We start from the raw sequence: 22,066 nt of genomic DNA, 5'->3' as shown, positions 1-22,066 counted from the left end.
GGCGTACGAAATACCTCAACAATTTCATTGAGCAGGATCTTCGGTTCATCAAAAAAATTTTCCGGCCGATGCAGACTGTTAAATCGTTGAATTCAGCAGCGGCCACGCTCGCCGGGGTCGAGGTCGCACAGTTGATCCGAAAGTGTCAGTTTGACCAATCAGCGTAGTCCGGCTTCTCGCAGTTTGCGACACTACCCTTACAAAACCTTTCTTTGAACGTTTGCAAAGTGACCACAAAATGTTTGATGCGCCGGTATTATCTTCCCGGCGAGCACTACAAAACCGATCCATCATTTGAAGCTCTGACCTAGCGGATCACATCCGTGACAGACGGTTTTCGTCGTCCACGGCAGTAAGGACGCCACTTTCGCTGGTCCAGTTCCACAACACGATGTTGAAGTCCGATGCTGACGCGCCCTTCGCAAAACTCCGGATCAGAAGTCCTGCGAACCCATCAGCGATGAGGCTCCCGGCGAAATCCTGAGTCGGCACCGATAGGCCGTCGAGCATCTTCATGCGCCATGCTGGGTCGGCGAGCAGCGCCTCTGTGATGCCATACCGGGCAAGTCCGTCCTGATCGCGGGTATCGAAAATTGGGCCGAGATCGGCGGTGTAGGACACGAGGATCGTGGGTTGCAGGCTACCGACCTGATTGGCTTCTCGGAGAGCCGTCGTGGGATCAAGCGCCGTGTAGAGTGCAGGGGTGCCCTTGGCGTTAAAGCGCCCTCCATAGAGTTCAGCGCCTCGTCCGGACAGAGGTTCACGTGCATAGACCGGGTTTAGCGCCCGATAGAGCGGTCCTGTATAGCGGCGATCTTTCAGAGGCATCAGGCGAAGACGCCTGCGTCGACTGCGTCGATGTATTCCAGAACCTGCTGTGCTTTGCCTTCCTGAACAAGTTGCATGGCAGTCCGGCCATCAAAGCCGGGCAGTGGCTCTGACCGGTACCACGCATAGGCCATCAGTTCCGAGCCGAAGCGGGGTTCGACTTTGTTCAGCACCTCTACCAATTCGCGCAGGCGGCGCTGCGTCTTGTCCGAACCGATGCGGGCTCGCCTCTGCAACGCGTCTTTGCCCAAGCCGACGGTCAATGCGATCTCTTCTGCTGATGTGCGTAGTACCGCGGCGATCTTGCGCGGTTCGAATTGCCCAGCTTCAGCAAAGTTCGTGATGTGCATGACCTATTCTCCTACAGTGATACTGACGGTATATAGCGGCAATATTGCTGAAATTCAAGTTGGCAGGAGGTTCTGCGCCTCCGGTTCCATTTTTTATCCGTAACCCTGCATTGTTCTGAACGTTGGAAGTCCTGATTTTTGGGCCTGCAACGTGGCTGGAGCCGGGTTTTTTGCCGATCCAAGACACAAGATAAAGTATTGATAATATGAGAAAACCAGCGGCGGTTAGGCCGGGGTTGCCGATATGGCTTGCCGATCTTGGACCCCAACCGGAACTTACCGCATGAAATCACCGGGAACCGCAGTTGTATCGGACCCTCAGCTGTTACCACGGTCCAATTGGCCCGTAGAAAGAGAAAGTGTTCTTCGAGTTTTGTGACTGACGGATGAGGGCCTTTGGGGGGCCTCAGCCGGGTCCGGGCCGGGTTCCGGTCTGCCGTTCCGGATGAAGGGCTTCCCCATGCAAACAAGTGTCTTGCGCGTGTTGCGCGCAACTGCTGCCTCTTGGTGGCGGCATAGAGAGCTGCGCAGAACTGGCCAAACGGCGCTGGCGCGGCAGCTCGAACGCGAGACTGTCCTGCGTGATCTGGGCTATCTCAGGCAAGCGGCGAGATTACCGAATGCCCACGTAATCTGCGGAGCGGGCGGGACATTCATCCATCTCGGTTGGACTTCCGTTTCGACCCTCGCGCCGATCGAGCGCTTTCCATTGGCCGCTCTTGCGGTCGCACGAGGGACACCGTTCATCGATATCAGACCCGTCACCGATGTCATCGCCTTCGTGCACCTGCCGCGGGTGACGCGGAACGGAACGGCCGACCCTGACCCTTCGGGTGCCGGCAGGTCTGTTTCACTGACCACCTACATCGACATGGTCGACAAGCTCGGTGCCAGGATCGCCAACGATCCGCGGTCCCGTCGGTCAACCTGAACGCCAATCTTCTTACCAACACACGAAAGGAGGCCAGCCATGGCCCGATCCCGCACGCCCAAATTCGATGCCTCCGCGGTCATCACAAACGAAATCATCCGCATCATCGAGCGCGGCGTCCTGCCGTGGCGCAAACCCTGGACCGCAGGTGGCAGCTCGCGCCCCCTGCGCGTGGGCGGTGAACCCTACCAGGGAGTGAACAACTTCCTGCTCACTATGCGGACCGTGATGGCGGGCCACAGCTCGCCCTTCTGGATGACGCTGCCGCAGGCCAATGCCTTGGACGCAAAGGTGCGCAAAGGCGAGAAGTCCTCTGTCGTTGTCTTTTACGGCCAAAGCCGGAAAGACGCCGGCGATGAGGACGACCGCAGCGATGGCGATGATCGCTCCGAGGAAGCCCGCATCTTCCGCTTCCAGAAATCCTACCGCGTGTTCAATGCCTGCCAGATCGAGGGTCTGCCCGACAGTTTCTATCCGAACCCCGAGCCAGCGCCTGAGCATCTGCCGTCCGAGCCCATCCCGCATATGCAGGCGTTTTTCGACACCATCGACATCACGACCGTCTTCACAGGGACGGAAGCCTACTACCTGCCGCCCGTGGATAAGGTCTTCATGCCATCCATTTCCAGGTTCGAGAACCCGCGGAACTTCTACGAGGTCTGGGCGCATGAGCTCGCCCATGCCACCAAGGCGCGCCATCGGCTGAACCGCGATTACGGCCTGTCACGCTTTGGCAACACGGCCTATGCCCGTGAAGAGATCGTCGCCGAGCTGACCTCCGTGTTCCTGGGCCAGACGCTCGGCTTTACAGCCCATACACTCGAGATGAACGCGGCGTATCTCTACAACTGGCTGCGCGTTCTGCGTTCTGACAAGAACGCGATCTTCAAGCACGCCGCCGATGCGCAGCGCGCCAGTGATTACCTGATCGCACGGTCAGAAGTGGGTAGGGCCGGGGAGAACGCCGAGGCCGCTTGAGGGGTGTGCGTCGGCAAAAGGGAAAGAAGGCTTCGGAAGGGGTGTTTCAACTTCTCAAGGGAGAGCCCAATGACCATCACTGCACAAGCCCAGCCATACCGTCCGGATCCAATTGTGATCGCAGCGCAGAACGACGCGTTTCGCAAGCTCGCATGCCTCGGGGTGCCGCCCGCGCAGCCCATCCAGGGACGCATGCATGTCACCCGCTCGCTCATAGAGGCCGGTGACGGCTTCATGGCCGAGGCGGTGAAAGCCGCGGGGGCGTTCGACACGTTCGAGCCCGAGAATGATCCCGAAGGCTGGCATGATTTCGGGGCGCTCGAGATCCGGGGCGAGACCGTGTTCTGGAAAATCGATCTCTATGAGGCAGACTCGGATTTCCGCTACGGCGCCGAGACCCCGGACAATCCCGCCACCACCACGCGCGTGCTGACCATCATGCTGGCGCGCGACTGGTAGAAGGGCAGGGGACCCCTCCCACTGACATCCCAGACGATGAAGGCCCGCTGCCCCCAAAAGGCAAAGCGGGCCTTCTGTCGATGTGATCCCCGAACCCGGGGATTGGTCACACGCAAGCGCGCGGGCCGCATCTTGCCCACCGAGAAGGACATCCCATGACTGCAAGTTTCAAACCCGTTTCTGTCGCCATCGGCGATCTGACTGCACATCCCGCCAATGTGCGGAGCAACTCGCCGGAAACCTATGACCTCGAGAACATCGCGCATCTGAAAGCCAGCATCGCCGTTCTGGGGTTGCTCCAGCCGCTGCTAGTCCAGAAACTCGACGGCAAATACGCCGTGCTGGCCGGTGGACGGCGCCATGTGGCGCTGAAGGAGCTGGTCGCGGACAAGGCCGCCAAGGGGTTCACGGCGAAGACCAAAGTCGAGTGTCGCCTGGTACCCGAGGATTGCGAGGTCACCACGGCCCTGTCGCTCGCCGAGAACATTACGCAAGCCCCGATGAACGCCATCGACGAGTTCGAGGCCTTCGCCCGGATGATGGAGATCGATGGCCAGACGCCCGAGACGATCGCCAAGACCTTCGGCACCACGGTGGCGGCCGTGAAAGGCCGGTTGCGCTATGGCCTGATCCACCCTGACATCCGCGCCGCAGCCCGGGCCAAGACGATCACGCTCGACACGATGAAAGCCTTTGCCGAGCACCCGAGCCAGGAGGTGCAGCGCGAGGTCTATGAGGCACTTACCAAGGAGGACAACTACCTGCAGGCCTACACCGTCCGTCAGGCGCTCAAATCCCGCGGTGTGCAGGTTAGCGATGATATCGGGGCCTTCGTGCGCGAGGACTATGAAGCCCGCGGCGGAGCGATCGCGGCCGATCTTCTGGAAGAGCATTCCGTGCTCGAGGATCCAGCGCTGGTCGAGACCATCCTGCTTGAAAAACTCAGTGCCGCCGCCGAAGAGGCCCGCGCAAAACTTGGCTTTGCCTGGGCCGATGCGATGGTGCGCTATGATTACGCGACCATGGCCGACTATGGCCGCGTCTATCCCGGCCCGATCGAGCCTGATGAGACCGCCCAGAAGCGCGTGGATGAAATCACCGCTGAACTTGAAAAACTGCAACTCGAGATGGAGGATGAGGGGCTCGAAGACGATGCCTACAATGCCCTTTACGAGCGCTTGGACGCTCTGGAAGACGAAGCCCGCGACCTGCAGGAGGCCTACAGCACCGAGGACCTCGCCCGCGCTGGTGTGATTGCGTCGTGGTCGGCCGGTAAGGTCACGCTCCATGTGGGCCTCGTGCGCCCGGAGGACACGGTAAAAGAGGAGGGCAAGCGCGGCGTCTCGACTAGCCCGACGGGGGAAGAGGCCCCTGACCCGGGCGAGATCAGCTACCCTGCTTCGCTCGCCAAGGACCTCAAAACCGAGCGCGCCATGGCCCTTGGCGCTGCGATGGCGCTGCATCCCGAGGCCACGCTCGATCTGACGCTCTTCAAGCTGGTCAGTGACGTTCTGGCCAGTGGCATGAGCGTCACGCAGTCCATCAAGATCGATGCCCGCAAGGAATACCGCACCCACGCCAAGATGGACGAGATCGACGAGACCTCGCTCGAGCAGGTGGCGGCGGCGCATGATGTGCTGGACCTCTCGTGGCTCGATGACACCCGCGCGGCCGCCGATCAGTTCGCTGGGTTTCGCGCGCTGGAAGCAGGGGAAAAGGCCAAGCTCGTGGCCTATGCCACGGCCAGCACCACGCAGTCCTGCTTCGCGCGGGACCCTCGGCGCGACAGCCTGATGCATGACTTCGAGATCGAGATCATGCCCGATATCCGCGCGCATTGGACGCCGAACGCGGCGCTGTTCAACCGCTTCAAGAAGGCCTGGCTCTTGAAGATCCTCGGTGAGGATCTGGGTCTGGCTCAGGAGGCGGTGACGCTGGCCTCGTCGAGCAAGAAGGAGATCGTCGCTTTCTGCGACAAGCTCTTCGCCGAGCCCTTCGCCACGCTCACCGACGCACAGCGCGCTGCCGTAGCCGCCTGGTGCCCGCCCATGATGCAGACCGCCGGTGTCGCCTGTGATGAGACGGAACCTGCTGCGGAAACCCCCGAGCCTGACAGCGCGGTCGCGCAAGCGGCCTGAGCCATCATACGACCCGCGCGAGGCATTCCCCGCGCGGGTCGACCCTCTTCCAAACCGAACAGAAAGACATCCCCATGGCTATTCTCAAGTTCTCGGCGTCTGCCGTCGCGGCGCAGATCGCCCATGCGCGCGCCTGCAAAACCTTCCTGCCCAACTGGAACGGACCGGTGGACAGGCCCGCCCTGATCCTCATCGTCGGCAATGGTGTGCATCTGCGCTCGAACGGCATCGATGGCACGACCACCCGCATCGTCACGACCGAGCAAGCCGATCCGTCCTTCGCCTTCGCCCAAGGCATGAACCCGTTTCGGGACACAGACTGGATGGCGCAGCGCCGCATGGCGTTCCGTGATCTGACGGGCCAGTTCTACACGGACATTCTCGACGATGTGCAGGTGCTCATCGACCGGGGGCAGGTGGCGATCCGGCTCGCCACCGATGGCCACAGCATCCGCGTCTTCGTGCGCCGGGCCTCGGACTATCTCATCGGCGGAACCTACGAGGTGCCCTCGGGCCTTGGCGGCACCTTCCGGGTCATCCTCAAGGATGCCTGCGACACCTTCGCAATCGTGCAGAACTGCGGCAATTGCGAGGATTTCGACGCCATGCAGCCCTACCGCGTGCCGCTCGATGCGCTGATGGAAATCGACGACCGGAGGGTGGCGTGATGGGTTGGCTGTTCTACACAGACCGCCGCGTCCTGACCTACGCGGATGAGAAAGCGGAAATCGCCCGGCTCTGCACTTTCGAGGGCAACACGCGCAAAACCGAACTGGTGAAAGCCTGCAAGGTTGGCTCCACCTGGTATGCGGCGGCAAGGGTCACCAATCTCGACGGCACCGCTGTCGAAGACACGACCTATGTGACCGATGCTGATGGCTCCATCACGTTCGGGGCTGTCTTCCTCACCCGATACGATGACGGCTGCTGGGGCTACAAGGACATGGAGGAAAGCGCTGGCCCGAACGAGTCTCGTGCGCCGCTCAGCCTTCTGGCGCTGCTCTCCGAATTGAAGGACCCGGACAGCTATGCTCATGCCTGGCGTCAGCGCTGCCGGGATTGGGCTGCGATCCCGGACTATGAGGAAGGCGACAAGATCAGGCTCGCCACCCCTGTGACGCTCACCGATGGCAGCACCTGCCAGATCGTCACTGCGACCCACTACAGGCGGGGGCGGCAAAACCGCCGCTGCTACCGCATTGAGGAAACCGGCGGGCTCGTGCGGCTCTCGAAGGCCTCGCTTGCAGGCTCGGAGCTGCTTAGCTCCGCGAAGGGGGCGGCCAGCCCAGTGCTGGCGGAGTATCTCGCGAGGCGAGATTAGTTGCTGCGCCGGATGGTTCATCGACCTGCCCGGCGACAGCAGATCCTGCGGCTTGCCTTGACAAGGCAATGCAAATGCATTACCTGTCGAAGGCAGCAAAGACCCCCTTTCTTTCAGGAGACTGCCATGACAGCGCTTGCACAAGATGTCTCGAAACTCACGGATCGGTATCAGACGACCGTGCCGGCGGGTGTGCGCAAACAGCTCAAGCTGTGCAAGGGCGACCAGATTCGCTACTGCACCGAGCCGAGTGGCAGGGTCTATATCGAGCCCGTGCGCAGCGACGAGGATGATCCTGCGCTCGGCGCCTTTCTCGATTTTGTCGAGGCCGATATCAAGGCGCATCCGGACCGCATTCGGGCGTTCGATGGGGCTTTGCATGGCCGTCTTGCAGCACTGGTCGGAGACGTTGACGTTGATCTCGATGCGCCGCTATCGCTCGAGGATGAATGAGCGGCGATAGCGTGCCCGCCCACGCGCCCCTTGTCGTAAACGGATGGTCGATTTATGCGCATCCGCTCTTTCTGGACCAGCTCGAAGGGCGGATCGAGGAAGTTGAAGCGCGTAAGGCACGCGATCCTAAGACTTGGCGCAAGAAAAATTCCACGAAACGGCTGGCCGCCATCTTCAAGCTGGTCACCGAGGCCATACCGGCGGACCCGGGAGCCGCTGCCTTCCGGCAAGGCGGCACACTCGGCGATCACCGCAAGCACTGGTTCCGGGCGAAATTCTTCCAGCAGTATCGGCTGTTCTATCGGTTCAACAGCGATGCGAAGGTCATCGTGGTGGCTTGGGTGAACGACGACAAGACCCTGCGCGCCTATGGCAGCAAGACGGATGCCTATGCGACGTTCAAAGGGATGCTGGAAGAGGGAAATCCACCTGACAATTTCGACGCGCTCTTGAAAGAAGCAGCGGCGGCGGACAAGCGGTTCGAAACTTCCCTTGAAGCGGCGCCAGATCGGTAAGTGGGGTCAGTTGCCGGAAGGGGCGTAATCCCACGCTAAGGCTGCCAGTAAGGGGGCATTATGCGTTTCAATCTCCCGTCACCCTTGGGCCAAGTGAAATAGGCGACATTGGTGTGTCATATGGCTGGTACGATGAAATTCTCAGAAGTCCCACCGTATCCGTACACTTGCCGTTCGCTGCGATTGCGCCAATGACCGATCCCAGCCTTTGCCGACATTCAGATTTAATGCAATAGTCCCCTGCGGGCACCAAGGAGATGATTGTGGGGCAAATCGCATATGAAGCAAATACTGGCGAGTTAGTTGAAGCATTTTCGCTTACTGAAGTTGAATGGGAGGCGCTCAGCACTTCCTCCAAAGGCACGTTACGAATGCCGCGCTCCGACTGGCCAGCGATACCAAAAACTTCAATCCGTGGTCTCCGCTTCTTCGCTCATCACCCCGGCTATCCTGGTAAGCTTCCAAAACCCGAGAGTTACGCCCACACTCGCCTCAAAATTGATACTGTGAAAGCTGGGCGTGCATTGGGTTATCAGGCCAACGTCGAGGTCGCAGGAAGCGCTCCGGATGGAACCCAATGGAAAGCAGATACTCTCATTACGCATTCTAATGGCAAACGGATAGCATTTGAGGTTCAGCTTTCTAGCCAACATCTTCGCGACTTCCGCCTCAGGACCGAAAAGTATCGGCAGTCATCAGTCGAATGCTGTTGGATCGTTGCCGAATATCCCGTTGGCAGCCGCCTCTCCAAAGCACTCGCTGCTGATAACATCGAATACTACCGCGCACACGGAGAATTTCAAGCAGACGCCGAGGATCTTCTTCTTTTCGGCGTTCAGTTGGCTAACAAAGATGCTTATCCAGAGAAGCCGCCGCCACTCCGCTTTGGTCGAGGCCCCGAAATGCGTCGTATGCCTATCCTCGAAGCAATAGACGGAGTAATAAAAGGACTCCCATACTGGCGTCAGCCAGTCTGGCATTGGGATGATAACCTGGATACTTCGAAAGTCGTAAAATAGGACTGCCTAGGAAGCCGAATGGAAACCTTCAAGTACACCCTGAAGCCGGGATGGGCGCCAAATCCGGTTTTCGAAACTGCATGTGCTTTTTGCGAAGCCGCCGAGGCGGAGTTCTTACGAGAGTCTGAAAAAAGCGGATTTCTCGAAATACAAAACTGGTTTGTTGTTCATCATCTCAGCGTGATATCAACTGAGCTGTTTCTAAAATCATTGCACGTCACAGTTTCGCATGGCCCGGTCACAAGTGCGGATGGCCCGGACGATGAAACCGTCGAACATGCCTTTGTTGGCCACGTTGCCAATATTAAAAGGCTACCTGAAGAAGTCGCTTCTGACCTGAAAAAGTATTTGCCGGCACAGCTTTACGAATTGATGATTTCGCTCTCCAAAGATGAAATTACCCGGGGGCGATATCCTTACGAGGAAGATGGCGGTAAAACTCGATTTCCTGTGGGGGACATGGGTCAAAAGATTGCAAATGATTGGCTGGAACTTTCTAAAGAACTTTCAAAATACGGAAAATCTGGCAACACGGTATTGGGCAACTGAATATCGTATCTTCGCCGCCCGCGCCCTTGCTTCACGTCCGGTGAATGAGCATTTTTCAATGCCCGTCTCCTGCACGTTGCTTTCCCTCGCAAACACTGCAGCATCTGGCAGTTTGGGCTCCTAGCTGTCGATCGCCGCGCGCTGCCTCAATGTCGGCTTTTTGATCAATAAGTCCAGCTGTTTTGCTGCGTGGCTTTCTCTTTGTTGCTGAGGAGGGTGGACCACGTTGACGGCCCACCCTTCTTAATGGCTTTTGGCTCGGATCTCCTGAAAAGCGAAAGCGGGCTTTTTGTCCTTTGGAACTCAGACCCTGAACCAAAGGAAACCCCCATGACCAAACCCAAACCGGCAAACCCGGCTCTCTCAATCTCCGCCGCTGGACTCGTCTCAGCCCTCGCGCAGATCGGCGCGGAGGTCGACACCCAACCCCTGCGCAGTTCAGCGCTCGCGCGTATCATGCGAGAGACGTTCCATGGCCGCGATGCCGGCGGTGCCTGGGACTGGCGCATGGCCTACGACCTGATGCAGGCCGCGGCTGTTCAGGTGCTGCTGCGTGGGGACGGCGCGGCAGGTGACATCGCCGCTGCAAAGCTGCTGGCCTCACGGCTCCTGACGGAAACGCGCCGGTCAGAGCAGCAGATCCGGCTGCAGCAGTTTTCCACGCCGCTGCCATTTGCGGCGCTGGTCTTGCGGGCCGCAGCTATTCGTAAGGGCGAGACCGTTCTGGAGCCCTCGGCGGGCACCGGTGCTCTGGCTGCTTTCGCGGCACGGGCTGGTGCCACACTTCTGCTCAACGAGATCGAACCCTTTCGCCAGAGCCTCCTGCGGGGCCTCTTCGGCGGGGAGGTGACGGGCCATGACGGCGAACATATCGACGATCTGTTGCAGACGTCGGCTCTACCCGACGTTGTGGTGATAAACCCGCCCTTTGCCTCCTCGGTCGATCGCTCGCGAGACAAGCACATCGCTGCCAAACATCTCATTGCGGCTGCAAAGCGTCTCGCGCCCGGCGGGCGGCTGGTGGCGATCATGCCGCCGGGGTTCACATCTGAGCGCGATTCCGCGCATTGGTCCCGCACACGTGGAATCCTGACACCGCGACTGGCGCTGACGATGCCGGGGCAGGTCTACCGCAAGCTCGGCACCTCCGTGGAAACCCAGCTCATGGTCTTCGACAAGGTGCAGGACGGTGGCGAATTCGTCCGCGCTACAGTTCAGGATCTCGATGAAGCCCTTCTCTATGTCGACGCCGTGGCCGCAACCCGGCCCGAGGCGCGCCCCGCACAACGGGCGGCGGCACTCCCTCAGGCTCGACCGGTCGGTCCCGCATTTGCCGTGCGCAAGACCACCGCTGCGCCTGCCGCCACCTCCAAGCCCCAGGCCAATGCTGCCATCCCGCTCAGCTTCACAAGCTTCGAGACCCCGCGCGACAACACGCCCGTTTCGGACATTTATGCGCGTTACCGCCCGCAGCGGATTGAGATCGCAGGTGCGCGCGAACATCCCACGCCGCTCGTCGAGAGCATCGCCATGGCCTCTGTGGCGCCGCCCATGTCTTCGGGTGACGGTAGTGCGGAGTTACGCTTGCCCGCTAAGCTGATTGAGGAGGGAAATCTCTCCGAGGCACAGCTCGAGACCATCATCATGGCCCATGATGCCCATGGGCGTGACCTGCCGGGGCGGTTTACGATCGATGACGACCAGACCAAACTGACCCGCGCCGATGATGACCCGGATGCACGTGCCTATCGCCTTGGCTATTTCCTCGGCGACGGCACCGGTTGCGGCAAGGGCCGCGAATGCGCGGGGCTGATCCTCGTCAACTGGCTTGCCGGGCGCAGGAAGGCGATCTGGGTCTCCAAATCCGCCACGCTGATCGAGGACGCGGTCCGCGACTGGACCGATCTCGGCGGCTCGCCCGCGGATATCCAGCCGCTCTCCAAATGGAAACCGGACCAGCCCATCCCGATGGGCGACGGCATCCTGTTTGTCACCTACGCCACGCTGCGGTCCGCGGGCAAATGCGGCACCACGCGACTGAGCCAGATCCTGGCCTGGATGGGTGAAGACTTTGATGGCGTACTGGCCTTTGATGAGGCCCATGCCATGCAGAACGCGGCAGGGTCCGAGCAGGGCAGGGGGGTCAAACCCTCCCAGCAGGGCCTTGCGGGCCTGCGGCTGCAACTCGCAGCACCCCGCGCCCGCGTCTTCTACATCTCGGCCACGGGCGCCACGAGCGTGCACAACCTGGCCTATGCCGCGCGTCTCGGTCTCTGGGGGCAAGGCCCCGAATACCCCTTCCCAGGCCGCGAAAGCTTTGTGTCGGCGATGGAGGCAGGCGGTGTCGCCGCCTTGGAGGTTGTCGCGCGCGATCTCAAGACGCTCGGGCTCTACGCTGCCCGGGCCCTCAGCTTCGACGGCGTGGAGTACGACGTGCTGGAACACGCGCTCACCCCGACCCAAATCGAGATCTACGACGCCTATGCGGGTGCCTTCCGCACCATTCACCACAATCTCGAGGCGGCGCTGACAGCGACCGGTGTCAACGATGCCTCGGGGGAGACTAATGCCTCGGCTGCACGCGCCTCGGCCAAGTCCCGCTTCGAGAGCACGAAACAGCGCTTCTTCAACCATCTCCTGATGGGCATGAAGGCCCCGACCATCATCCGCGCCATCGAGGAAGATCTAGCGGTGGGCAACGCTTGCGTCATTCAGGTCGTCTCAACCGGCGAGAGCCTGCTGAAGCGCCGACTTGAGACGATGGACCCGGAAGATGAGCTCGTCGAGGGTGCCCTGACGCCGCGCGACTACGTCTTGGGCTACCTCGAACAGGCCTTCCCGATCCATGCGCAAAAGCTGGTCGAGATCGACGGCAACATGGTGGCGGAACCTTTGCGGGATGAGACCGGCGCGCTCGTTGTCTCGCGCGAGGCACTCGCCCTGCGCGATGCGGCGATGATGGAGTTGATGACGCTGGCCCCGATCCCTTCGGCGCTCGACCAGATACTATGGGCGTTGGGGGACGAGGTCGTCGCGGAAGTCACAGGGCGCTCCGTCCGCCCCCTCAAGGCTGAGGACGGCCATCTCTTCATCGAGAAGCGCGCCGCCAGCAGCAATTCGTCTGAGACCCAAGCCTTCATGGACAGCGAGAAGGATGTCCTGATCTTCTCCGATGCGGGCGGTACGGGCCGGTCCTATCACGCAGCACAAACGGCGAAGAACCAGAAACGGCGGCGGCACTACCTGCTGGAGCCCGGCTGGCGCGCCGATGCGGCCATCCAGGGGCTGGGTCGCACGCATCGCTCGGCCCAGGTCAGCGCGCCCTTCTTCCGGGTCTGCACCTCGGATGTGCATGGCGAGAAGCGCTTTACCTCGACGATCAGCAAACGCCTCGACCAGCTCGGGGCCTTGACCAAGGGCCAGCGCGAGACCGGCTCGCAGGGCATGTTCCGCGAGGAGGACAATCTCGAAAGCCCGATCGCACGGGCGGCGCTGCGCGGGTATTTCGCCGATCTTGCCGCCGGGCGCGCCGAGGCGATGAGCTACGAGAGCTTCACCGACTGGACAGCCCTGCGACTGATCGACAAGGACGGGGTGCTTCTCGAGGAACTTCCCCCGATCCAGCGGTTTCTGAATCGGGTGCTTGCCCTTCCCATCCACATGCAGAACGCGCTCTTTGCCGAGTTCATGAGGCGGATTGCCGATCAGACGGAACGGGCGCGCGCAGCAGGCACGCTTGATCTCGGCGTGGAAACTCTGCGCGGCGAAAAGATCGGACAGGTCTCCACAGAGGATCTCTGGACCTGCCCAAAGTCCGGAGCCGTGACGCGGATCATCGGGCTCGAGGTGACGGACCCGGTCCACGTGCTGTCGGCGGATGACGCCCTGTCGCGCAACCCCGACAAGCGGTCGATGGTCAATCGCGCCTCGGGTCGCGCGGCGCTCATCTCGGCACGCCCGATGCAGATGTATGACGAAGACATCGTCACGCTGATGCGCAAGGTGGTGCGGCCCAACGGGTCGAGCTATCTGGAGGAGACACGGTTTGAGTCCTCGGCCTGGGAGGACATCGGGAGGCATGAGTTTGCAGGGCTTTGGGATGCCGAGGCGGCGTCCCTGCCCAAGACCACCATGACCAAGCTCTACCTGCTGACCGGGCTGCTCTTGCCGATCTGGAAGGACATCCCGACCACCAATGAGCGCATCTACCGGGGCACGCCGGACGGGGCGGCGGCGATGATCGGGCCCACATTGAGCGAAGAAGGTGCGGCGGCGCTCCGCGCCCGCTTCCTCGTCTCCAATCCGCAAACGCCGCAGGAGATGCTGACCGCTGTCCTCGGCACCACCACGCCTGTCGATCTGGGCCGGGGTCTCACCCTGACCCGTCGCCGTGTCGCAGGCGAGATGCGCCTCGAGCTTGGCGGCGTGGACAAGGGCATGATCGACGGCCTTAAGGCCCTCGGCTGCTTCACCGAGATCATCGCCTTCCAGCTGCGGGTGTTCCTGCCGCATGGGGACGGGATCGACACGGGCCGCATTCTGGCCCGGATCGTTGGGCAGGAAGCCGCCATGACGTCAGAACAAGCCGCCTGAAAAGTCAAAGCGGGCTTTGGGTCGGGCGTCGCGGATCGGGATTTGGCCGGTCTGCGCTTTCCGGGCGCGCGCTGACCAATGCCACGCCCGGCCCCCCAATTGCAGACAAGAGGACAGACCCATGACCAATCCCCAGATCGATTATGCCGCGATGGCGGCTCAGTGGCGCGCGGAGCGCGAAACCACCTTGAAGGCGACCCGAGCGGAGCTGCTCGCGCAACTACGTGCGCTTGGCATCAGCGGGGTCACTGCCGAATACGAAGGCTATGGCAACTCCGGCAATGTCGAGGATGTGACGGTGCAGCCTGCAGAGGTCCAACTGCCGGAGGTGCTTGCCACAGAGGTTGGCGATTTCGCCTGGTCGCTCGCCTATCATCATCACCCGGGGTTTGAAAACAACGAGGGCGGCTACGGCACGCTGACCTGGGACATAGCACTAGACAGCATCATCCTCGATCACGCCGACCGCTATGTCGAATGCTCGCACAGCTATGACGAGGGGCTTTGAGATGGCCCATCCGCTTCATCATGCCGAAAGCTCTGCCCGGAAATTCGGCGGGGTGCCGTCTGACTATCAGGCCGTGCACGATTGGTTTGACGCCTCGAAAGAGCACCTCGCGCTCTTCACGCACCGGGCCTTGCGTCACCATGCCCAAGGCCTGTTCGATGCTGAACGTGTCTTCGGTCTGACCCTGACCAATAGCGCTGGTCGGGACATCCCCGTGCGCTGGATCGGCGAGCAGCATATCCGTGAAGACTGCCAAGGCCGTATCCCGAGTATGGCGGACTGGCTGCGACGCATACAGCCTGAGCCATGGATGGCCAATGGCCATATCGAGCAGCACGTCAGCGGGGAGCCCTGCGGCGATCCAAGGGTTGCCTGGGCCTCCGAGGTCGCCGCCGGCAGAACGGTTCTTGGCCTGAAAGATTGGATGGCGGCGCGCGCGACGCAAGTCACGCAGAGCGCCTGACAACTCTCTGCGGTTTGCCAAACGAATGCTGCGCGGAAGCCCGGTTGGACGACCGGGCTTCTTGCGTGGTTTCCCCACCATTCTTCGTAAGGAGGTTCACATGACACTCGAAGACATCAAGGCGGCCGTCGATGTCGGCCAGACCGTGCATTGGTCCAATACCGGCTACGTTGTCCACAAGGACCGGCTCGGTCAGTACCTCATCACTTATCTGCCGAACGGCAGCTGCATCGGCCTGACCGACCGGGGCGGGCACGGGTTGAACGGAAAAGAGGCGGAGTTCTTCGTCGCGCAACCGAAGGTCGCCGCAGAAAATCTGGGCCGCCAATCAAGACCAGAGGGGCAGGGGAGGGGCGTAGCACCCGAACGCGCGGGGGCATGCCCACTCGGACGGCAGCTCTGACCCGTGGGCGGGGCTGAAAGGAAAGCAAGCTTTCTGGTTTGTGATCCCAGGAGGGGTCGAGAAAGCAATCCCGGATGCGCTGGCAAGAACGTCAGGCACCGGCCAATCCAAGAAGGAACTATCCCATGTTCGCAGGAACCCTCACCCGCAATGTCGAGACCGCCGCCGCTGAATACACCGGCATGATTCACTCGACGCGATTTGACATCGCCATCCAGCTTGAGGCACGGGCCAAGATGTCCGCGCGCAGCCCGGATTATGACGTGACGGCGATCAACAAGTCCGGTCGCAAGGTGCGCATCGGCACGGCCTGGAACGAAACCGGCAATACCAGCGGCAACCCCTACATCTCGATGCAGATCGATGTCGGCCTCGGCCCCTTCCGGGTCAACGCGGTGCAGACGAAAGAGGCGCGCACGGCCCAGAGTGGCGCGTTCGAGATCATCCCTCTGGTCTCGAACGGCCTGATGAAATCCGGCTCGATCTCAGGCGAGCTTACTGCCATGGACGCCGACAACGCTTTCACTGGCTACATCGCCAACATGATGTTCGATCTGGAGTTCATGCTGATCGAGAACAGCTACAAGACCGAGGAGACCCACCCCGACTACCGGATCGAGGTCAGCTCGCCCCGGGGCACGCCAATCCGCGTCGGCTCAGCCTGGATGGCGAGAAGCAGCCGCACCGGCAATGACTACCTGTCGCTGCTGATCAACACGCCCGATGGTGACCTGCGCGTGAACGCCGTGCAGAACGAAGAACAGCGCGGCGGGCAGACGTTCTCGATCATCCCGTTCATCGACAGCGGTCAGCAACCGCAGGACGCGGGCGCGGGGCTCTCCTTGGTCGCCTAATCGGCGCGCGGGGGGAGACGACCTGAACCGAAAGGGGAGCCGTGGGATCACGGTTCCCCTTTTTCTGTGCTGGTAGCTTGAAGGAACCCAGCGTGCATTGGAGACGTTCGTTTCGTCCGCAGCGAATGCGAACTCTGAGCCCAAACCTACCACGCTCGCAGCTGCAGAATGTTGCAAACACAGAAAAACACTTAGGCCACGACGACTCAGACCGGTCACTCACCTCCACGTCGAGCGCCGCACCGCAGCTTTCGCATTCCAGCCATTCATCCATCGCACAGTATTCTTACAGGCTCGATAACGGTTGCGCGGAAAAATCCGACATATCTCCGGAGTGGCTATCGCCGATGCAGAAGGCCCTCCGCCCCGTAGCGATGGCTGTTTTGTGCTGCACCGGGTTTCTGAAGCGCGATCACTCACAGGCACTAAACTATACTAAGCGGAATCATTCAGCTTGTTGCTTTAAAACGTATAAATAGGATGGCGGGCCATTTTTGTTTTCGTCGGGACTAAATCTGTGACATCCATAATTGCTTCGCTTTCACGGCGCAGGATACCTTAATAAAACTGCCGACCGCCATTGGCTCGTCATTCTTGCGAAATGAAATCGATGTGGACGTGATTGCCATCGGGATCGCGGAGGTGGAACTGCACAACTCCGATCTCGTCCAGTTCGAAGCGCTGATGAGGAACGGCTCTGTGATTCAATTTTGCCTCAAAATCTGCTTTGCCTGTCGCGGTCAGGGCGAAATGTTCGAGTTCGAGTTTCACCTCGGAACCGACGCCGGATCACCGCCATGCCCGACCAGATGGATGACAGCGGCGTCGCCAGCATAAAGCCAGGCGCCCGGGAATGGAAAGTTCGGGCGCGGGCCGGTGCGCAAGCCCAATATGTCGCCGTACCAGGCCACCAACGCTTCGACCTGGGTGGTTTGGATGTTGACGTGATCAAGCCTGCGCACCTGCATCTCAGAAGCCTTCCAGTACGATCTTGCCCTTTGCCCTGCCACTTTCGATCAGGGCATGGGCGCGCTTCAGGTTTTCGGCATTGATTGTGCCGAAGCTCTCGGTCGCGGTAGAGCGCACTTTGCCTGCGTCGATCAGGCCAGCCACGGTATCGAGGATTTCACCCTGACGCGCGATGTCGTCGGTAGTGAACAGCGAGCGGGTAAACATCAACTCCCAGTGGATCGACACGGCTTTGCCCTTGAACGGCATGATGTCAAAGCCCTTGGGGTCGTCAATCAGGCCAAAGCGGCCCTGCGGCGCGATGAATTCGGCGATCTGCGGTACGTAGGTTTCAGAATAGTTGGTCGAGAACACGAAGGCAGGTGCGCCTATGTTCAGCGCGGCAATCTGTTCGGGCAGCGGTTTGGAATGGTCTACTACGTGGTGCGCACCCAGTTCCTTGACCCAGTCCTGGGTTTCGGCACGCGAGGCTGTCGCGATGATCGTCAGGTCCGTCTGCTGGCGCAAAAGCTGGATCGCGATGGATCCAACGCCTCCCGCGCCGCCAATGATCACAATGGCATTCGCAGCACCCGGCACCGGATCGGTAACCTTCAGGCGGTCAAGAATCATCTCCTGCGCGGTGAGCGTGGTCAGCGGCAGCGCGGCGGCGGCAGAGGTTTCGATTGTCTTTGGCGCCCGCCCGACGATACGGGCATCGACGAGGTGATATTCGGCATTGGTGCCGGGGCGGTTGATCGCGCCCGCGTACCAGACCTGGTCGCCGGTTTTGAACTGGCTGACCTTGTCGCCAATTTCAACAACCTCACCCACGGCATCCCAGCCGAGGATCACAGGCGTGTCGCCTTCTGCAGGGCGGTTCTGGCGAACCTTCGTGTCGACGGGGTTGACCGACACCGCCGCAACCTTGACCAGGATGTCGTGGCCTTTTGCGGTCGGTTGTTCGATCTCAAGGTCGATCAGGGCGTCGGCTCGATCAATGGCACCGTTGGTGGTATAGCCGATGGCTTTCATCTTCATTCTCCGAGACTGGAATAATCGGAGCGGCACCGTTTGTCCGGTGCCGCAAGGTGTTGGATCAGGGTTTCGCGGTCAGGATGACATAGCTGTGGTCGCTGCCATCGTCGCCCATGTTCAACGCGGGGTGCGTGTGCAGCTGGTTGGCGACGATGTACATCGTGCCATCCGGTGCGAAGGCAAAGCCATCGGCCCACCGCAGCAGCTTGTCGTCCTGCGCAAAGATTTCGAAGCTGTCCGGTGTAGACACCGTCACGGCATTGCGGGTGACGTCGCCGGAGAACACTCGGCCCTGTCCGTCGATGATAAAGCCGTCGTTCGGGCCTTTTTCGGCGTAGCGGTTTATCTGGCCCGCCAGCGCGGCATCGTCCAGCGCCGCATCTGCCAAAGCGGCGGCGGGGATGCGCCAGATGTCGCGGCCATTCATCGTACCGAAGTAAACGTTATCGAACGTCGGGTCGATTGTGATCGCGTTCATCGACAGGTGCCAGGGGGTCGCGTTGCCGTCGGCGTCTTTGAAGCCAACCAGATTGCCGTCGATGACTACATCCTCGTCAGATGGCATCAGTGTCCCGGATGCTTCCAGAACGCGGCGTGCAGTGCCGGTTTCAAGGTCGATCACAATAAACGCAGGCTTCAGGTCGGCCGCTGGTGCCGTGAAAGTCATGTCGGCGATGTAAATTTTGCCGCGCTCTTCATCGAGGGCGAAATCCTGAAGGAAAGAGATCGGTGTGACGACGTCGGACGGGATTTCAATGATCTCATGGAGCGCGTCGGCCTGTGTATCCCAACCAACCAGTTTCGGTGCGCTGTCCGCGCTACCCATGTCGAGGATCCACACGATGCCGTTTGCATCCGATTTGATCCCGATGGTGCCAGCAATACCGACGTCGCCCGCTTCGGGGCCATCTGCCCAGTCCTGCGTCGGGAACGGAACCTTGGTGCCGTCTTCAAGAACTTCGACAACGCGCAAAGTGGGGCCATCCAGCGGCTGCTGTGTGATGATCACGCGGTTGTCCGGTGTCACGGTGATGTTGCCGGGGCGCGTGTCGCTGATTTCCGCAAAGGTTATCAGGTCAGCGGTGGTATCGGCAGATGTTTGCGCGGCGAATGCGAAGGACAAAGCAATTGCGGATGTGAGCAGTTTTGTTGGTGTCATGGGAGGCGCCTTTCAGAGGAGCGATTGGGACTTCGGAGTGGGGATATGTGAGGCCCACCTCCCCGTGATCCGGCACGCAGGTGCCAGATTTTTGGTAATCACGGGAAAGGGTTTTGTGTTAGTCGGTGAAATGGTTACTTGCGAAAGACGCGTCGTAACCACCCCGCCAGATCGACGGCGGATGCCGCCGACCCACGGTTCCGGATACCCGCTATGTCATGTGGCGACAGCCGCGCGTCCGGGCGTTTTACGTCCTTTGGTTGGATTTCTGCTGTGGTGGCGTGGGTCGTTTTCATGATGCGGTCTCCGGTTGTCGTGGCGTCGCTCAGTCGATGTGGGACATCTCGTTGAGAATGAATTCCGCAACAGCCCCATCGGTGGCGGCCATGTAAGCGGCCAGATGCGGCGCGTTCATATGCTTCTGCCAGAGTTCACGGCTTTCCCAGTTTTCGTAGAACATGAAATGCGCAGGGTTTTCGTTATCCTGATGCAGATCGTAGTTGATGCAGCCCTCTTCGGCGCGGGTGATCGGGACCAGCTTCAGCAGCTCGGCTTTGACCAGGTCGATCTTGTCGGCGTTGGCGTGAATGTTGGCGACGATTGTAAGCTTGGACATTGTTGTGTTCCTTTGAATGTCTGTTCTGATGACAAACATATACATCGCAGGAATATACGGATAAACAGACTTCATTCGAAATGATAATCCGAGAATTCCGTTTAATGCTGATCGACAATATCCGCCTGTTTCTGACCATCACCGAGAAGGGCAGCCTTGTTGCCGCAGGGCGCGAGGCCGGGCTGTCCACCACCACGGTCTCGGAGCGACTGGCCGCCCTCGAGGCGCATTACGGCGTTGTGCTGTTCAACCGAACGACGCGCAAACTCAGCCTGACCGATGAGGGGCGAACACTGTTGAGCGGGGCGAAGCTGGTGCTGGGAGAAATCGAAGATCTCGAAACGCGTATCCGCCACGGGGCCGATACCCTTTCGGGGCCAATCAAGGTCAGTGCACCAATCGACATTGGCCGCAGTATCGTGTCGGAGGTCATCTCACGCTTTACGACCGAAAACCCCGCGATTTCAATCGAGTTGCTTTTGTCGGACGGCTATGTGGATATCGTCGGGCAAGGGTTTGATCTGGCGTTGCGGTTTGGCACGATCACCGACAGCACGTTGCGATTGCGAAATCTGGGCCATTTCCGACGGATTGTCTGCGCGTCACCTAGCTACATTGATGCGCATGGCGCGCCGCAAAAGCCGGCCGATCTGGCCCAGCACAACTGCCTGATCATGCGGTTCGGGACGACCCTGGACAATGTGTGGCGCTTTGGAACCGACAAGAAGCCACAAACCGTGACCGTGCGCGGCAACAAGACTGTCAACGACGGCTCTTTGGTACGGCAATGGGCCTTGGAAGGGTGTGGCATCATTCTGAAATCGGAACTCGATGTGGCACCCGATATGGAGGCCGGAAGACTTGTCGCCCTCCTGGAAGGCTATGCACCGCCGGCCAATCCGCTCCAGATGATGTTCCCGCCCGGTCGTGCCCAGCCGCGGCGTGTCCGGGCGTTGGCAACCGCAATTGGCAACGCGATGATTGCACGGGAATCGTAGCCGCCGACCTTTCTGCCGTTTGGCACGTCACACTGTCTCCTGTTTCCCGTCCCCCATGCGACCGCGTGTAGAATTTCTTGGGATGAAAATGATTCATTCCTTCATGATTATTATGAAGTTCATGGAATGCCTGGCGAAATGGTAAGACGCGGAGACCATTTTATTGAGAAACGGATGGCCGGGCATTTTTCTAAAAAGATCGCAGTAATCACTGGTGGGGCTTCGGGAATTGGCCTGGCAACCGCCGAGGCGCTGATTGCGGAAGGCGCGATGGTTGTGCTGGTAGATCGTGATCAGGCCGCATTGAAAAAGGAAACCGACCAACTGGGCGGACGGGCGTTGGCGCAAGTGACGGATCTGCTTGATCCCGACAGCTGCGCTGCCATGGTGCCTGAAATTCTGGGAAAGACCGGCCAGATTGACATCCTTCACTGCAACGCAGGAAGCTATATCGGCGGGGATTTGATTGAAACAACATCAGCCGCGATCGACCGGATGTTGAACCTCAATATCAATGCTGTGATCAAGAATGTGCATGACGTGATCCCGCATATGACGGAACGTGGTGCGGGCGATATCATTGTCACTTGCTCTATCGCCGGGCACGCTGCCAACGGGTGGGAGCCAGTCTATTCGGCGTCCAAATGGTCGATGACCAGTTTTGTACAGATCATGCGACGTCAATTGTCCCAAAAGGGGATCAGGGTCGGTCAGGTTTCCCCCGGTCCGGTGGTGTCGGCGTTGCTGGCCGACTGGCCTGAAGAAAACCTGAAAAAGGCACGCGAAAACGGTAGTCTTATCGACCCGTCCGATGTGGCGGAGGCAATAGTCTTCATGCTGTCGAGGCCACGCAACATCACCATTCGCGACATCGTGGTTTTGCCCACGAATTTTGACATCTGATCAATCATTTTCGGACCGGGCGTTTGCCTCTGGCACCGGACA

General features: G+C 60.1%; 26 protein-coding genes. 18 read left to right on the top strand and 8 right to left on the bottom strand.

From position 1 onward, the window contains the following. The coding region (locus tag Q4577_RS19335; RefSeq protein WP_303472025.1) for a DDE-type integrase/transposase/recombinase at positions 1-167 on the top strand (167 nt) is incomplete at its 5' end. A gap of 148 nt (positions 168-315) precedes the next feature. Here Q4577_RS19335 and Q4577_RS19330 read toward each other — a convergent pair. Continuing rightward, the gene (locus Q4577_RS19330; protein ID WP_303472020.1) at positions 316-828 is read right to left on the bottom strand and encodes an RES family NAD+ phosphorylase; all 513 of its coding nucleotides are present in this window, start codon (positions 826-828) and stop codon (positions 316-318) included. After that, positions 828-1,178, bottom strand: a complete 351-nt coding sequence (locus Q4577_RS19325; RefSeq protein ID WP_027264271.1) for an MbcA/ParS/Xre antitoxin family protein — start codon at positions 1,176-1,178, stop codon at positions 828-830. The genes Q4577_RS19330 and Q4577_RS19325 overlap by 1 nt, the downstream gene beginning before the upstream one ends. Before the next feature lie 445 nt (positions 1,179-1,623). Here Q4577_RS19325 and Q4577_RS19320 point away from each other — a divergent pair, with 445 nt between their 5' ends. The 15 genes from Q4577_RS19320 to Q4577_RS19250 all read left to right on the top strand — a co-directional run bounded on the left by Q4577_RS19320 (position 1,624) and on the right by Q4577_RS19250 (position 16,362). Then, positions 1,624-2,109 carry a hypothetical protein gene (locus tag Q4577_RS19320; protein ID WP_303472007.1) on the top strand — a complete coding sequence of 162 codons (486 nt, stop codon included), beginning with the start codon at positions 1,624-1,626 and terminating at the stop codon, positions 2,107-2,109. 39 nt (positions 2,110-2,148) lie between these two features. After that, positions 2,149-3,087 (top strand): ArdC family protein, encoded by a 939-nt coding sequence (locus tag Q4577_RS19315; protein WP_303472004.1) that lies wholly within the window; start codon positions 2,149-2,151, stop codon positions 3,085-3,087. A gap of 69 nt (positions 3,088-3,156) precedes the next feature. Beyond that, complete coding sequence (locus Q4577_RS19310; RefSeq protein ID WP_303472002.1) at positions 3,157-3,546, top strand: DUF3768 domain-containing protein; 390 nt, start codon at positions 3,157-3,159, stop codon at positions 3,544-3,546. A 155-nt stretch (positions 3,547-3,701) separates the two neighbouring features. Continuing rightward, the gene (locus tag Q4577_RS19305; RefSeq protein WP_303472000.1) at positions 3,702-5,684 is read left to right on the top strand and encodes a ParB/RepB/Spo0J family partition protein; all 1,983 of its coding nucleotides are present in this window, start codon (positions 3,702-3,704) and stop codon (positions 5,682-5,684) included. Positions 5,685-5,758: 74 nt separating this feature from the next. After that, positions 5,759-6,352: a regulator gene (locus tag Q4577_RS19300; RefSeq protein ID WP_303471998.1), complete on the top strand. Its 594-nt coding sequence runs from the start codon at positions 5,759-5,761 to the stop codon at positions 6,350-6,352. Then, positions 6,352-7,005, top strand: coding sequence for a hypothetical protein (locus Q4577_RS19295; protein WP_303471996.1), 654 nt, complete (start codon positions 6,352-6,354; stop codon positions 7,003-7,005). Before Q4577_RS19300 ends, Q4577_RS19295 begins: the two co-directional genes overlap by 1 nt. A 126-nt stretch (positions 7,006-7,131) precedes the next feature. Beyond that, on the top strand, positions 7,132-7,458 hold the full coding sequence (locus Q4577_RS19290) for a type II toxin-antitoxin system PrlF family antitoxin (protein WP_303471994.1): 327 nt from the start codon (positions 7,132-7,134) through the stop codon (positions 7,456-7,458). Next, complete coding sequence (locus tag Q4577_RS19285) at positions 7,455-7,973, top strand: type II toxin-antitoxin system YhaV family toxin (protein WP_303471991.1); 519 nt, start codon at positions 7,455-7,457, stop codon at positions 7,971-7,973. Before Q4577_RS19290 ends, Q4577_RS19285 begins: the two co-directional genes overlap by 4 nt. Positions 7,974-8,236: 263 nt before the next feature. Next, entirely contained in the window at positions 8,237-8,992 is a 756-nt protein-coding gene (locus tag Q4577_RS19280) for a hypothetical protein (RefSeq protein ID WP_303471989.1), read from the top strand. Positions 8,993-9,010: 18 nt separating this feature from the next. Next, positions 9,011-9,541 carry a hypothetical protein gene (locus Q4577_RS19275; protein WP_303471987.1) on the top strand — a complete coding sequence of 177 codons (531 nt, stop codon included), beginning with the start codon at positions 9,011-9,013 and terminating at the stop codon, positions 9,539-9,541. 330 nt (positions 9,542-9,871) lie between these two features. Next, positions 9,872-14,134: a strawberry notch-like NTP hydrolase domain-containing protein gene (locus Q4577_RS19270; protein WP_303471985.1), complete on the top strand. Its 4,263-nt coding sequence runs from the start codon at positions 9,872-9,874 to the stop codon at positions 14,132-14,134. 121 nt (positions 14,135-14,255) lie between these two features. Then, positions 14,256-14,642, top strand: a complete 387-nt coding sequence (locus tag Q4577_RS19265) for a DUF6878 family protein (protein ID WP_303471983.1) — start codon at positions 14,256-14,258, stop codon at positions 14,640-14,642. Position 14,643: 1 nt separating this feature from the next. Further along, the gene (locus tag Q4577_RS19260; protein ID WP_303471981.1) at positions 14,644-15,105 is read left to right on the top strand and encodes a hypothetical protein; all 462 of its coding nucleotides are present in this window, start codon (positions 14,644-14,646) and stop codon (positions 15,103-15,105) included. 100 nt (positions 15,106-15,205) lie between these two features. Further along, positions 15,206-15,508, top strand: coding sequence for a hypothetical protein (locus Q4577_RS19255; protein ID WP_303471979.1), 303 nt, complete (start codon positions 15,206-15,208; stop codon positions 15,506-15,508). A gap of 125 nt (positions 15,509-15,633) precedes the next feature. Further along, positions 15,634-16,362, top strand: a complete 729-nt coding sequence (locus Q4577_RS19250) for a DUF736 family protein (RefSeq protein WP_303471977.1) — start codon at positions 15,634-15,636, stop codon at positions 16,360-16,362. A gap of 588 nt (positions 16,363-16,950) precedes the next feature. Here the strand turns inward: Q4577_RS19250 and Q4577_RS19245 are convergent. The 6 genes from Q4577_RS19245 to Q4577_RS19220 form a co-directional block, all read right to left on the bottom strand. Further along, the gene (locus Q4577_RS19245) at positions 16,951-17,133 is read right to left on the bottom strand and encodes a hypothetical protein (RefSeq protein WP_303471975.1); all 183 of its coding nucleotides are present in this window, start codon (positions 17,131-17,133) and stop codon (positions 16,951-16,953) included. Next, positions 17,130-17,330 (bottom strand): hypothetical protein, encoded by a 201-nt coding sequence (locus Q4577_RS19240; RefSeq protein WP_303471972.1) that lies wholly within the window; start codon positions 17,328-17,330, stop codon positions 17,130-17,132. The genes Q4577_RS19245 and Q4577_RS19240 overlap by 4 nt, the downstream gene beginning before the upstream one ends. Position 17,331: 1 nt before the next feature. After that, positions 17,332-18,345, bottom strand: coding sequence for a zinc-binding alcohol dehydrogenase family protein (locus Q4577_RS19235; RefSeq protein WP_303567644.1), 1,014 nt, complete (start codon positions 18,343-18,345; stop codon positions 17,332-17,334). 64 nt (positions 18,346-18,409) lie between these two features. Then, entirely contained in the window at positions 18,410-19,507 is a 1,098-nt protein-coding gene (locus Q4577_RS19230; RefSeq protein WP_303471966.1) for an L-dopachrome tautomerase-related protein, read from the bottom strand. A gap of 134 nt (positions 19,508-19,641) precedes the next feature. After that, positions 19,642-19,803, bottom strand: a complete 162-nt coding sequence (locus Q4577_RS19225) for a hypothetical protein (RefSeq protein ID WP_165907599.1) — start codon at positions 19,801-19,803, stop codon at positions 19,642-19,644. 29 nt (positions 19,804-19,832) lie between these two features. Next, positions 19,833-20,123: a putative quinol monooxygenase gene (locus Q4577_RS19220; protein ID WP_303471956.1), complete on the bottom strand. Its 291-nt coding sequence runs from the start codon at positions 20,121-20,123 to the stop codon at positions 19,833-19,835. A gap of 104 nt (positions 20,124-20,227) precedes the next feature. Between Q4577_RS19220 and Q4577_RS19215 the strand changes: the two genes are divergently transcribed. Both Q4577_RS19215 and Q4577_RS19210 read left to right on the top strand, forming a co-directional pair. Then, a complete protein-coding gene (locus tag Q4577_RS19215) occupies positions 20,228-21,121 on the top strand; it encodes a LysR family transcriptional regulator (RefSeq protein ID WP_303471953.1) in 894 nt (297 codons plus the stop codon). A 174-nt stretch (positions 21,122-21,295) separates the two neighbouring features. Then, a complete protein-coding gene (locus Q4577_RS19210) occupies positions 21,296-22,024 on the top strand; it encodes an SDR family oxidoreductase (protein WP_303471950.1) in 729 nt (242 codons plus the stop codon). The last annotated feature ends 42 nt before the right edge of the window (positions 22,025-22,066 follow it).

This window comes from Marinovum sp. 2_MG-2023 (assembly GCF_030548265.1).
Classification (GTDB): domain Bacteria; phylum Pseudomonadota; class Alphaproteobacteria; order Rhodobacterales; family Rhodobacteraceae; genus Marinovum.
Note: the sequence above shows the minus strand (reverse complement) of the source record. Positions and strands in the feature narration are given on the sequence as shown.

Coding starts and splice junctions, on each gene's coding strand:
- Q4577_RS19330 (WP_303472020.1), bottom strand. CDS start 828: ATGCCTCTGAAAGATCGCCGCTATACAGGACCGCTCTATCGGGCGCTA.
- Q4577_RS19325 (WP_027264271.1), bottom strand. CDS start 1,178: ATGCACATCACGAACTTTGCTGAAGCTGGGCAATTCGAACCGCGCAAG.
- Q4577_RS19320 (WP_303472007.1), top strand. CDS start 1,624: ATGAAGGGCTTCCCCATGCAAACAAGTGTCTTGCGCGTGTTGCGCGCA.
- Q4577_RS19315 (WP_303472004.1), top strand. CDS start 2,149: ATGGCCCGATCCCGCACGCCCAAATTCGATGCCTCCGCGGTCATCACA.
- Q4577_RS19310 (WP_303472002.1), top strand. CDS start 3,157: ATGACCATCACTGCACAAGCCCAGCCATACCGTCCGGATCCAATTGTG.
- Q4577_RS19305 (WP_303472000.1), top strand. CDS start 3,702: ATGACTGCAAGTTTCAAACCCGTTTCTGTCGCCATCGGCGATCTGACT.
- Q4577_RS19300 (WP_303471998.1), top strand. CDS start 5,759: ATGGCTATTCTCAAGTTCTCGGCGTCTGCCGTCGCGGCGCAGATCGCC.
- Q4577_RS19295 (WP_303471996.1), top strand. CDS start 6,352: ATGGGTTGGCTGTTCTACACAGACCGCCGCGTCCTGACCTACGCGGAT.
- Q4577_RS19290 (WP_303471994.1), top strand. CDS start 7,132: ATGACAGCGCTTGCACAAGATGTCTCGAAACTCACGGATCGGTATCAG.
- Q4577_RS19285 (WP_303471991.1), top strand. CDS start 7,455: ATGAGCGGCGATAGCGTGCCCGCCCACGCGCCCCTTGTCGTAAACGGA.
- Q4577_RS19275 (WP_303471987.1), top strand. CDS start 9,011: ATGGAAACCTTCAAGTACACCCTGAAGCCGGGATGGGCGCCAAATCCG.
- Q4577_RS19270 (WP_303471985.1), top strand. CDS start 9,872: ATGACCAAACCCAAACCGGCAAACCCGGCTCTCTCAATCTCCGCCGCT.
- Q4577_RS19265 (WP_303471983.1), top strand. CDS start 14,256: ATGACCAATCCCCAGATCGATTATGCCGCGATGGCGGCTCAGTGGCGC.
- Q4577_RS19260 (WP_303471981.1), top strand. CDS start 14,644: ATGGCCCATCCGCTTCATCATGCCGAAAGCTCTGCCCGGAAATTCGGC.
- Q4577_RS19255 (WP_303471979.1), top strand. CDS start 15,206: ATGACACTCGAAGACATCAAGGCGGCCGTCGATGTCGGCCAGACCGTG.
- Q4577_RS19250 (WP_303471977.1), top strand. CDS start 15,634: ATGTTCGCAGGAACCCTCACCCGCAATGTCGAGACCGCCGCCGCTGAA.
- Q4577_RS19240 (WP_303471972.1), bottom strand. CDS start 17,330: ATGCAGGTGCGCAGGCTTGATCACGTCAACATCCAAACCACCCAGGTC.
- Q4577_RS19235 (WP_303567644.1), bottom strand. CDS start 18,345: ATGAAAGCCATCGGCTATACCACCAACGGTGCCATTGATCGAGCCGAC.
- Q4577_RS19230 (WP_303471966.1), bottom strand. CDS start 19,507: ATGACACCAACAAAACTGCTCACATCCGCAATTGCTTTGTCCTTCGCA.
- Q4577_RS19225 (WP_165907599.1), bottom strand. CDS start 19,803: ATGAAAACGACCCACGCCACCACAGCAGAAATCCAACCAAAGGACGTA.
- Q4577_RS19220 (WP_303471956.1), bottom strand. CDS start 20,123: ATGTCCAAGCTTACAATCGTCGCCAACATTCACGCCAACGCCGACAAG.
- Q4577_RS19215 (WP_303471953.1), top strand. CDS start 20,228: ATGCTGATCGACAATATCCGCCTGTTTCTGACCATCACCGAGAAGGGC.
- Q4577_RS19210 (WP_303471950.1), top strand. CDS start 21,296: ATGGCCGGGCATTTTTCTAAAAAGATCGCAGTAATCACTGGTGGGGCT.